Origin of the sequence: Amazonocrinis nigriterrae CENA67 (genome assembly GCF_016056305.1) — a bacterium.
Classification (GTDB): domain Bacteria; phylum Cyanobacteriota; class Cyanobacteriia; order Cyanobacteriales; family Nostocaceae; genus Amazonocrinis; species Amazonocrinis nigriterrae.
In genome coordinates, this window is record NZ_JAECZC010000055.1 from 252,821 (window position 1) to 263,044 (window position 10,224).

At 42.5% G+C, this 10,224-nt stretch carries 12 protein-coding genes; 9 read left to right on the top strand and 3 right to left on the bottom strand.

Annotation, left to right across the window (positions count from 1 at the left end; genetic code table 11):
* Positions 1–119 precede the first annotated feature (119 nt).
* From I8748_RS23455 to I8748_RS23470, 5 genes are all read left to right on the top strand, one after another.
* Positions 120–1,190, top strand: a complete 1,071-nt coding sequence (locus tag I8748_RS23455; RefSeq protein WP_198126939.1) for a glycosyltransferase family 4 protein — start codon at positions 120–122, stop codon at positions 1,188–1,190.
* Positions 1,191–1,247: 57 nt separating this feature from the next.
* Entirely contained in the window at positions 1,248–1,433 is a 186-nt protein-coding gene (locus I8748_RS35310; protein WP_096559024.1) for a hypothetical protein, read from the top strand.
* Positions 1,434–1,601: 168 nt separating this feature from the next.
* Positions 1,602–2,642, top strand: coding sequence for a zinc-dependent alcohol dehydrogenase (locus I8748_RS23460; protein WP_198126940.1), 1,041 nt, complete (start codon positions 1,602–1,604; stop codon positions 2,640–2,642).
* Between the two features lie 118 nt (positions 2,643–2,760).
* Positions 2,761–2,898 carry a hypothetical protein gene (locus I8748_RS23465; RefSeq protein ID WP_214662712.1) on the top strand — a complete coding sequence of 46 codons (138 nt, stop codon included), beginning with the start codon at positions 2,761–2,763 and terminating at the stop codon, positions 2,896–2,898.
* A gap of 31 nt (positions 2,899–2,929) precedes the next feature.
* Positions 2,930–3,166 (top strand): hypothetical protein, encoded by a 237-nt coding sequence (locus I8748_RS23470; RefSeq protein ID WP_225896522.1) that lies wholly within the window; start codon positions 2,930–2,932, stop codon positions 3,164–3,166.
* Positions 3,167–3,258: 92 nt separating this feature from the next.
* Here I8748_RS23470 and I8748_RS23475 read toward each other — a convergent pair whose 3' ends face one another.
* On the bottom strand, positions 3,259–3,540 hold the full coding sequence (locus I8748_RS23475; RefSeq protein WP_198126941.1) for a hypothetical protein: 282 nt from the start codon (positions 3,538–3,540) through the stop codon (positions 3,259–3,261).
* A 259-nt stretch (positions 3,541–3,799) separates the two neighbouring features.
* Between I8748_RS23475 and I8748_RS23480 the strand changes: the two genes are divergently transcribed.
* On the top strand, positions 3,800–4,411 hold the full coding sequence (locus I8748_RS23480) for a hypothetical protein (RefSeq protein ID WP_198126942.1): 612 nt from the start codon (positions 3,800–3,802) through the stop codon (positions 4,409–4,411).
* Between the two features lie 42 nt (positions 4,412–4,453).
* Here I8748_RS23480 and I8748_RS23485 read toward each other — a convergent pair whose 3' ends face one another.
* Positions 4,454–4,828 (bottom strand): Dethiobiotin synthetase, encoded by a 375-nt coding sequence (locus I8748_RS23485; RefSeq protein WP_198126943.1) that lies wholly within the window; start codon positions 4,826–4,828, stop codon positions 4,454–4,456.
* A gap of 376 nt (positions 4,829–5,204) precedes the next feature.
* The gene (gene crtD / locus I8748_RS23490; protein ID WP_198126944.1) at positions 5,205–6,716 is read right to left on the bottom strand and encodes a C-3',4' desaturase CrtD; all 1,512 of its coding nucleotides are present in this window, start codon (positions 6,714–6,716) and stop codon (positions 5,205–5,207) included.
* Positions 6,717–7,069: 353 nt separating this feature from the next.
* On the opposite strand from crtD, the gene I8748_RS23495 reads away from it, so the two are divergent.
* The 3 genes from I8748_RS23495 to I8748_RS23505 all read left to right on the top strand — a co-directional run bounded on the left by I8748_RS23495 (position 7,070) and on the right by I8748_RS23505 (position 10,166).
* The gene (locus I8748_RS23495; protein ID WP_198126945.1) at positions 7,070–8,362 is read left to right on the top strand and encodes a M16 family metallopeptidase; all 1,293 of its coding nucleotides are present in this window, start codon (positions 7,070–7,072) and stop codon (positions 8,360–8,362) included.
* A gap of 95 nt (positions 8,363–8,457) precedes the next feature.
* Complete coding sequence (locus I8748_RS23500; protein WP_198126946.1) at positions 8,458–9,321, top strand: fructosamine kinase family protein; 864 nt, start codon at positions 8,458–8,460, stop codon at positions 9,319–9,321.
* Between the two features lie 479 nt (positions 9,322–9,800).
* A complete protein-coding gene (locus I8748_RS23505) occupies positions 9,801–10,166 on the top strand; it encodes a helix-turn-helix domain-containing protein (protein WP_198125864.1) in 366 nt (121 codons plus the stop codon).
* The last annotated feature ends 58 nt before the right edge of the window (positions 10,167–10,224 follow it).

Below are 10,224 nucleotides of genomic sequence, written 5' to 3' on the forward strand. Positions count from 1 at the left end.
TTAAGAGTCATTTAGGTTAATTTAAATGTCAAAAGAGTAAGTAAAAATGCTTTGTCCTCATAAAATAATATCGATATTTAATTTGAGGACAATGTTACTGGCTGAACCAAAACAACTTTATGAAAATCGCTCAAGTTGCCCCCTTATGGGAACGAGTTCCGCCTCTTAGTTATGGAGGCATTGAACTGGTAGTGAGTCGCTTGACCGATGAACTAGTTCGTCGTGGTCATGAGGTAACTTTATTTGCCTCTGGTGATTCTCAAACTTTGGCTAATTTAGAAGCAGTTTATTTGCGTGCCTTGCGCTTAGACCAAAATGTCCAAGATTATGCAGTGTACCAAATTCTAGAACTGAGCCAAGTTTACCAGCAAGCTGCGGAATTCGATATTATCCATTCTCATGTAGGGATGACGGCATTACCTTTAGCGAGTTTGGTTTCAACCCCCACGTTGCATACTCTGCACGACAGTTTTACAAAAGATAGTCGTAAAGTATTTAGCTACCACCAAAACCAACCCTATGTCAGTATTAGTAACGCCCAGCGACAAATCAATTTAAATTATGTTGGCACTGTTTATAACGGGATTGAGCCATTAGACTATCCGTTTGTAGCTCAACCACAACAGCCACCATATTTAGTATTTCTAGGACGCTTTTCTCCAGCAAAAGGCCCACAACATGCGATCGCCATTGCTAAGCAGAGTGGTTGGTGCTTGAAGATGGCAGGCAAAGTTGATGTAGTAGACTCGAAGTTTTTTGAACAAGAAATTGCCCCCCATATTGATGATCAGCAAATTGAATATTTAGGTGAAATCAATCACGCCGAAAAAGCTGAACTTCTGGGCAATGCTGCAATCACTTTGTTTCCTATTACCTGGCAAGAACCTTTTGGCTTGGTGATGATTGAATCAATGGCAACGGGTACGCCAGTCATTGCGATAAATTTGGGTTCCGTACAGGAAGTGATTGCTCATGGCATAACAGGTTTTATCTGCCAAAACTATGAAGAAATGGCAACAATGATTCCTGCGGCCTTGAAACTCACTCGTCAAACCTGTCGAGAACATGTAGAAAACAAATTTAGCGTTAACCAAATGGTTAACGGCTATGAAGCAATCTACAAACAAATTATCGAAAACCGCATTAATTTAATAAATGCTTACATACAGACCGCTAGTATCCAAATTTAATCAACAAATTTTTTGTTCCTTCTTAAACAACAAACTTTTTTTCCAGAGGGCATTACTATGAGTATGAGAGCCAACACATGTCCGTGTTGCGGAGGTTCCCTGCTACGTCATGTTCGTCATAGCGAAGTATATTGGTTTTGTTTGTCCTGCCGCTCAGAAGTACCACTTTTAACTGTCAATCGTCTACCTAATGTGGAAACCCGGAATACAGGAGTCCTACCGCAGTCAACAGTGAATACCTAAAGGGGACTGGGGATTGGGAATTGGTAATTGGTAATTGAGAATTGGTAATTGGGAATTGGGTATTAGTTATTTCTCCCCCATCTCCCATTGCCCCATCTCCCCATCTCCCCATCTCGTGCCCTACACCTGGTAAAATCAGGTGTAGCTAGTTAATTTAGGTCGAAAGCTGTGTTAGCAGCCTTGCTTTATGGTCAAGAAGATTTACGCCTAGAACAGGTAGCTGACCCTACTCCAGCAGTTGGTGAAGTAGTGATCCAAGTGGGGGCTGCTACAACTTGTGGTACAGATTTGAAAGTCTGGCGTCGTGGTGGTCATGCCAAAATGCTCAAACCACCAACTTTATTTGGTCATGAGGCGGCTGGACAAATTGTAGCTGTGGGTGCAGGTGTTACTAATTGGCAAGTAGGCGATCGCGTCGTAGCCAATAATTCTGCACCATGTATGGAATGCTTTTTTTGTCAACGCCAAGAGTATTCTTTGTGCCCAAATTTGACATGGAATAACGGCACTTTTGCGGAATATCTGAAAATTCCCGCACCGATAGTACAGCATAATTTATTGCGGATTCCCGATGAATTGCCGTTTGAATTGGCAGCAATGACGGAACCTTTAGCTTGTGTGTTGCATGGAGTAGCCCGTTCTCATATTAAGCCTCAAGATAAAGTGGTTGTGTTGGGAGATGGGGCGATCGGATTGATGTTCGTGGCTGCTTTGGCGGATACTGCTGAGGTGTTGCTGTGGGGTGGTAACGACCAAAGGTTAGAAATTGGTCAAAAACTTGGTTCAGCCAAAAGCTTTAATTATCATCAAATTGCAGATATTCCCAGTGTGGTGAAAGAACTTACCCAAGGATGGGGTGCTGATGTGGTGATTGAAGCAACTGGGGTGCCTAGCGTTTGGGAAACTGCGATCGCTTGTGCCCGTCCTGGTGCTACTGTCAATTTATTCGGTGGCTGTCCGCGAGATACGACTATCACAGTCAACACAGAACAATTGCACTACAGCGAGTTGACTTTAAAAGGCGTGTTTCATAATACTCCTGAATATGTGCGATCGGCCCTTGCACTTATAGCTAGTCGCAAAATACCTTTTGAATTATTGATTAGTGAACAGCGACCTTTAAAAGATTTAGAACAAGTTTTTCATGACATGAAAGCGCGGAAAGTAATTAAAGTAGCGATGGTTTGTAGTGAGGACTTTAGTCCTTAAATATTGCTCAACATTGAAATGATGTAAAATCAGCCTTGGCTAAAATAGTGATAAATAATTCGTGGAACCTAGTGAAGCACAATACTTAATTATTAATGCCTTACAAACCCTTGAGCTAATGACTTACAATACATACGAGGCGGATAGGGGCTTATGGTTTATTGCTACTCTCAGTCCTGTTTTACCAGTAGCAGTAATCACACAAGATGGAGACATTTTTCCTATAGAATTGGTTCAAGATGATGACGACAACTAACAATCAGTACCAACAACAGCAAGTCAAGCGAATGGCAGAATTAGGACGCATTGCTAAGGAAAGATATTTAAATGCTGGAGGTAATCCACGCCTGTCAGTAGGCAGCCTCAATGATAATGATACACTTACAAAAGAAGAAAAACAGGAATTTTTAAAATTAGCTAATGAAATTTTTAATGATGAATCAATTGCTAATTTTCTGAAAAAAAGAGGCACTTGGCAAGAACGCTTTGCAGCAATTAAAGAAAGCAGGAGAATAGCTGAATAAGTTTTTAACTACTAAAGCAGGTCGTCTTTTAGTGGCTGATGCATTAGAAAATGGGAAAGGTATTGAGATGACATCGCCTTTACTAAGGTTTTCTATAGATCCTTCCACGCTTCATCTTCCTCTGGATCTAGCCAAACTTTGTTTAGTGATGACTCACTCAATTCCATAAATTCTTTTACTAATATTGGTGAATCATCTGCATCGCTAGCTTGCAAATTTTTTACTTTTTCAAGTGGTAAACCTGTTAGTTTTGCTATTAAAGCTAAATCAATACCTTCCAGCAGCATATTGAGTGCAACTTGGGTTAAACTCTGCTGCAAACCTTTCTCCCATGCTTCGCGTAACATTTGAGGTTGAATTGCAGAGTCATGCATGATCGTTAGATTGGTTGCGCTTTGCTTCAAGGATATCAAAGTAATTTATTTTTGGGCATTGGGAATGGGGCATGGGCATGGAGAAAGAAGTTAGCAATACCCTAATGCCCTAAGCGGTGGCAAAAGTAAACTCGACTAACTAACTATTAAAGAATGGAATTTCCCACCGCTTTAAATGAAATAATCTTGCTGAAAAACGGGAAAACTATGCTTACCCCCTGCTAATTGGGGGATTTCCATGTAACTCCCGTATAGGAAAATGCTAAAACAATCTCTGTTTAACCGTTTGATTTTGCCTTTTTCTCTAGTTCCCTGGCTGTGCGTGGGAATGATTTTTGATTCCCAAGCTAATGCTTTACCAGGGCAAAGTACTGAAGAAGTCGGTACTTGGATGAAAGCACATGCGACGCTACGCCCTGGCAATGGTGAACAATTGTATGTACAAAAAAGTGATACAGCTGCCCAGCGGTTCACTTTTCAAGCTTCGGTGTTGCCTCCTGGGAGGGTGGAATTTACCAAAGACAGAAGTAAAATTCGCTACGAACGCCTAGCGATGTATGATGCCATTAACGGCATGTCATTTCAACGCCTGGAAGAATCCTTGCGGATAATTTATGGGTTGGAGATTTATCAAGACTTCAATCGTGCTAGAGTACAGTATGAGTATCCTACCCAAACTGTGGTTAATTCGGCTCGTCATGCCAAAACCGCAATTAGAGAAGCTTTAAAGGGAGAATTACGTGTAGGCGATCGCTATGCCTATTGGATGGAAATAGCCCAACCCCGTCAAGGTAAAGCTTTCACTGGTCAAATGACGGTTTTGCTCAAAAGTGATATCGATAAATTAGAAACAGAATTGCGATCGCGTTAAAACAATCAAGGATGAAGGATGAAAAGTTGCAGATTTCATCCTTCACATTTTATCCTTCAGCCTGTCCACAGAAGGTGGCGTTTGCCATAGACCAGAAAAGATACTTTCCGCTGCTAGGGAAATTCTGAGTAAATCTTCCTTAAGCAGGGGTGGCCAATCAACTCCTAGTTTACGCCCAGCTACAAATATTTGTTGAGCTTTAACCGCTAACTGGTAAAGGGAAAAAGCTAATTCTCTATCTAAACTTGAGGACTCTTTAAGACCCTCAAACACTACTTTCAGCGCTAATAAAATCGAGGTAATTTGACCTGGAACTGGCGGTTTGCCCTGTTTCATTCGCATCAACAAGGCATCCGGGTTTTCTTCAGTTGTTGTTGTCTGGGCTACTAGGAGTTTGCGAGCTGTTTCGTAATTCATGTATCCAGCTTAGCGTAGATTTTAGCACATTAGGAATACTTAGTTGTACGCCATTTTTAGCTATCTGGGAAGAAAGCACCACAGACGAATGATTGATACCGAGTTGCGTTCAAAGGTAGTGGGTAGGATGAGGGAGATGAGGGGGCCGTTAATCCCTCAATTTCCCGTTGCTAAATGTTATTGATGAACGCAACCTAGTATAAAAGTCACGACTAAACAAACCCTTTCCGCTTATGCCGACTACAAAAAAGACAGTCATCAGTCATCAGGAGCCAGTGCGTTGCGGGGGTTCCCCCCGTTGAAGCACCTGGCGTTCATCAGGAGCCAGTGCGTTGCGGGGGTTCCCCCCGTTGAAGCACCTGGCGTTCATCAGCCATCACATGTTTTCAATTTGCCGAACCACTGTCAAGGCTGAATAACTCACCCCAGCAGTACCTTCACCTGGATGGGTAGAGTCTCCAACTAGCCACAGATGATTGATGGGTGTACGATTAGCAAACCCAAAGGGGCCAAAAGTGGGTATTCTTTGACCGATGCCACCGACTATACCACGATCGCGGGCTGTGTAATGAGCAAAGGTGCGGGGTGTAGCAGCTTCTAGATAAATAATCGTTTCTGGTTTCAAATAAAAATATTGAGCCAGACGAGCGATCACTTGTTGCGTATACTTTTGTTTGAGTCCCTCGTAATCTTGAGTACGCCACCACTGTGTAGGGTCTACAAATGAAGAAGCGATAATTGTAGCTTTACCTTCTGGGGCGCGACCATCGCCAGGATGGCTGACAGAAACAAATAAAGAGTTATTTTCGCCAATTGGGCCATTGGCATCGTACATAAATTGTAGATGAGGCGGACAATCAAAGGGAATGGCGCTAGCATCTACACCCAGATAGACAACAAAAGCACCAGATGCTGGGGGTAGTTTTTCTACACGGTGTTTATACCCCGATGGCGCATGATCACCCAATAGTTGCACTAAGTTTTGCACGGTTACGTTGGCAACTACATGGTCAGCGGCTTCTGTCCAGACTTCACCAGTTTTCTGATTTCTAATGACAACGGCGGTGGCTTTACCATTTTCTACTTTGATATGTTCCACAGTATGGCGCATCAATAATTTGCCACCATCTCTTTCTAAGGCTTCGACCAGGCGATCGCTTAGTACTTGCATACTACCTTGGAGGTGAAACAATCCTTGGGGTAGTTGCGATACACTCAACGCCGTTGCAGCATAAAGCAATGCTGTTTCTTCAGCGTTCACCTGAGAATACAGCTTTAGTTGCAAATCTAAAAAAGTTCTTAGTCGCTTGTCATTTCCCAGTCCATACAACCGTAAAGCATCTCCTACCGTCAAGAAAGTGAAAGGTGCTGTAATGAATGTACTGGGACGTACCGCCTGAATTAGTTGCCACAAATCCCATAAATTGCGTGGCGGTAATACTGGGTCACGTCCTTGAAATTCCCAACTAGCATTAAACAAAGTTGCCATTAATTGCCAGAAAGGTTCGCTACCAGGAAACTGCTTTTGTCGTTCCTCAAGCCATTTGTCTTGGTCACGCCAAACGTTGATTGGTGTATCCTCCCCAGGCAAATATACTGCACAAGCAGGATCACAAGGTGTCGCTGCTGGTAAATCTATTTCTAGTTCCGAAAATATGCGGTGATGAATTCCCCCAGGTTCTAATCCTGCTACCTGAGTAGCCCCGACATCAAAGGTAAATCCTTGGCGTTTAAAGGTAGAAGCACAACCTCCTGGAACAAGGGCTTGGTCTAAGATTAAAACGCTGTAACCTCTACGGGCTAATAATGCCCCAGCAGTCAATCCTCCGATTCCTGCACCAATGACAACTACACGGGGTTTGCTTTTGTCAATAAAGACGTTAGACATTGATATTTATTTTTACAATTTTTAATATTACTACTCATAATTTTATAGGGTAATGGCTGTAAAAAGCTAGATTTGTCAGGGGAAGGGGAAAAGGGGAAAGGGAAGGGAATTAAAGTTAAAACCTTTCCCCACATGGTACAAAGCCCCTATCTTAATTGCCCAGAATATTAAAATCAGATTTACTAGACAGGTAGTGCGATAAAAATCAGCGTCCATACTTGAAACCCCTATCTTAATTGTGGGGTTCCCTTCCCCCTTCCCCTTCTTCATAAAGCAGGATTTGCGATCGCGATGTTTATTTGAAGTCACAGATAAGATAAAAGAGTAACGTAGCTGTTCACTCCCCACGACCAATGACCTCAACTCTGCTGCAATTTCCTTGTCTTAATGCCCCAAAGCTGCATTATTTGCTCAATGGTTTGACAATCATAGTTGAGCAAATGCCGATTGAAGCCGTGAACCTTAGCCTGTGGATTAAAGTTGGTTCAGCTGTGGAATCTGATGCCATTAACGGCATGGCTCACTTTTTAGAGCATATGATTTTTAAGGGCACTGAGCGATTGGCAAGCGGCGAGTTTGAACGTCGAATTGAAGAACGGGGTGCTGTCACCAATGCGGCTACTAGTCAAGACTATACTCATTATTATATAACTACTGCTCCTCGTGACTTTGCAGAGCTTGCACCATTACAAATCGATGTAGTATTTAATCCGAGTATTCCTGATGATGCCTTTGAGCGTGAACGATTGGTAGTTTTAGAAGAAATCAGACGTTCAGAGGATAATCCCCGGCGGCGGACATTTCGACGCGCAATGGAAACCGCATTTTATGAACTACCCTATCGCCGTCCAGTGTTGGGGCCAGAAGCAGTGATCACTCAACTCCAACCCCAGCAGATGCGAGATTTTCACAGTTATTGGTATCAACCCCCCTCAATTACTGCTGTGGCTGTAGGTAATTTACCAGAAGAAGAATTAGTTGCAATTGTCGCCGAAGCATTTGCACAAGTAGGGGCGCACATCTGTGCGCCCCTACATGCGCCCGGACAACAGTCATCAGTTAACAATCCCGAACCCGCATTTACAGAAATTGTGCGTCGAGAATTTATTGATGAAAGTCTCCAGCAAGCACGTCTGGTGATGGTTTGGCGGGTTCCAGGACTGAATCAGTTAGAGCAAACTTATGGATTAGATGTCTTGGCAGGAATTTTAGGACATGGACGGACATCAAGACTAGTACAAGACTTGCGAGAAGAACGAGGATTGGTGTCTTCCATATCTGTAAGCAATATGAGCAACCTGCTGCAAGGAATATTTTATATTTCTGCTAAGTGTGCTGTAGAAAATATCCAAGCTGTAGAAGATGCGATCGCTCAACATATTCTCAGGTTACAAACAGAGTTAATCTCAGAAAAAGAAATTGAGCGCGTGCGGCGGCGAGTGGCGAATAGGTTTATTTTTGGTAACGAGACACCAAGCGATCGCGCAGGGTTGTATGGTTACTATCAATCTCTAATAGGAGATTTGGAACCAGCCTTTAACTACCCAGAGCATATTAAAGCCCAAAATGCAACTACTTTGATGCAAACAGCCAATCAGTATCTTGATCCAGACGCTTATGGTGTAGTTGTCATGAAGCCATTGTAAATTAGGGAGTGGTGAGTGGGGAGTGGGGAGTAGTGAAATTCGCCATATCCCATTCCCTACTCCCTACTCCCTACTCCCTACTCTCCTAATTAACGATGTGGACTGAAATTGATGCCCATATTAGCCAGGTGACTGGCGAAAAATTTCTTAACGATCAACGGCGATCGGTTGGTGGCGGCTGCATCAACCAAGGTTATGCTGTTTCTAATGGTGAGCTAACTTACTTCATCAAGCTTAACCAAGCCTCCCAAGTTAGCATGTTTGAGGCGGAAGCACTCGGTTTAAAGCAAATGCTAGCCACAGCTAGTATTCGCGTTCCAAAACCAATTTGCTGGGGTACAGCTGGTAATTCTAGCTACATCGTTTTGGAATGGTTGGAAATGGGGGGAGGTAACACCCATTCTTGGGAAGAGATGGGATGCAAGTTAGCGGCGATGCACAAAGCCACCAGCCAACAAGGTTTCGGCTGGGATATGAATAATACCATTGGTTCTACTCCCCAAATCAACACTTGGACAGCAGACTGGGTAGAATTTTATACCCAACATCGCCTAGGTTATCAATTTCAGTTAGCAAGAAGGCGCGGTGGTAATTTTCCGCAGCAAGAAAAATTACTAGTGGCTATCCCACAACTGTTAGCAAATCACCAAGTGCAACCCTCTTTAGTACATGGTGATTTGTGGGGTGGGAATGCTGGGTGTACTGCGTCAGGGGAACCTGTGATTTTCGATCCTGCTACTTATTTTGGCGATAGAGAAGTTGATATCGCCATGACAGAACTTTTTGGCGGGTTCCCAGCAGCGTTTTATCGCGGATATAACGAAGTATTTCCTTTAGATGCAGGCTATGAGAAAAGAAAAACACTTTATAACCTGTATCACATTTTGAATCATTTTAATTTGTTTGGTGGCGGTTATGGTTCCCAAGCAAACCGAATAATTGAGCAAATTTTGCGTTGAACTTCATCGCTGCAAGCAATATGGTTACAGTATAATTAGCTACTGTTAACAAAATTTATATATTGTCTATCTTAACTGTCTTAACTGTCTTAACTGTCTTAACTGTCCTTGTGTTTTGATATCAAAAGTGAAATCATACTAGTAGGGTATTAAACATTCCCTAGCAGGATTTTAAAGTTATGAGTAAAGGAAAATAAGTCAAGGCTTTGTCAGACAATTAATTTTTGTCAGACGAAGGACAATACCTTCATAGCTTTACCTCAACGGATTTATAACTTTCTTAAACAGCACACGCTAAATCAGCGGTTATATACTTTGCTGCAATATAATTTTGCCTCGGACTCAGGTCTTATGGTGAAATATTTTGCTGAGTTATATAGATGTTTAAAGAAAGTAACCTATTCCGTATTTACAGCGTTTTTCAATTGAATAGACACCAAATTTAGTAAACTGAAGGAGCAGCAAAAATACTCATAGTTATGCCGGCTCCCTACTCAACAGATTTACGCCAACGTGTGATAAATGCTTATGAATCCAAACAAGGGTCGCAACGCCAATTGGCTGAACGCTTTCAAGTGAGTGTATCCTTCATTAAAAGGTTAATTCGTCGCTATCGAGACACGGGACAGGTGACATCTTTGCCTCATGGAGGAGGTGCGATCGCTAAAATCAGGAATAGTAGTTTGGCAGTAATTGAGCAGTTAGTTGATGAGCAACCAGATGCAATACTTGAAGAATTATGCTCTGGTTTTGCAGCCAAAAGTGGTGTCGAAGTCAGTGTTACGACTATGCATCGAGCAGTTCAAAGGTTGAAGTTGACCACTAAAAAAAACACTATATGCTAGCGAGCAAGACAGTTCACGAGTCAATCAAATGCGCTTTGATTATCGAGATTGGGTTTTA

What these genes read in the sequence shown, in the direction of transcription:
- I8748_RS23455 (WP_198126939.1), top strand. Translation starts at nt 120, where the DNA reads ATGAAAATCGCTCAAGTTGCCCCCTTATGGGAACGAGTTCCGCCTCTT.
- I8748_RS35310 (WP_096559024.1), top strand. Translation starts at nt 1,248, where the DNA reads ATGAGTATGAGAGCCAACACATGTCCGTGTTGCGGAGGTTCCCTGCTA.
- I8748_RS23465 (WP_214662712.1), top strand. Translation starts at nt 2,761, where the DNA reads ATGACTTACAATACATACGAGGCGGATAGGGGCTTATGGTTTATTGCT.
- I8748_RS23470 (WP_225896522.1), top strand. Translation starts at nt 2,930, where the DNA reads ATGGCAGAATTAGGACGCATTGCTAAGGAAAGATATTTAAATGCTGGA.
- I8748_RS23475 (WP_198126941.1), bottom strand. Translation starts at nt 3,540, where the DNA reads ATGCATGACTCTGCAATTCAACCTCAAATGTTACGCGAAGCATGGGAG.
- I8748_RS23480 (WP_198126942.1), top strand. Translation starts at nt 3,800, where the DNA reads ATGCTAAAACAATCTCTGTTTAACCGTTTGATTTTGCCTTTTTCTCTA.
- I8748_RS23485 (WP_198126943.1), bottom strand. Translation starts at nt 4,828, where the DNA reads ATGAATTACGAAACAGCTCGCAAACTCCTAGTAGCCCAGACAACAACA.
- crtD (WP_198126944.1), bottom strand. Translation starts at nt 6,716, where the DNA reads ATGTCTAACGTCTTTATTGACAAAAGCAAACCCCGTGTAGTTGTCATT.
- I8748_RS23495 (WP_198126945.1), top strand. Translation starts at nt 7,070, where the DNA reads ATGACCTCAACTCTGCTGCAATTTCCTTGTCTTAATGCCCCAAAGCTG.
- I8748_RS23500 (WP_198126946.1), top strand. Translation starts at nt 8,458, where the DNA reads ATGTGGACTGAAATTGATGCCCATATTAGCCAGGTGACTGGCGAAAAA.
- I8748_RS23505 (WP_198125864.1), top strand. Translation starts at nt 9,801, where the DNA reads ATGCCGGCTCCCTACTCAACAGATTTACGCCAACGTGTGATAAATGCT.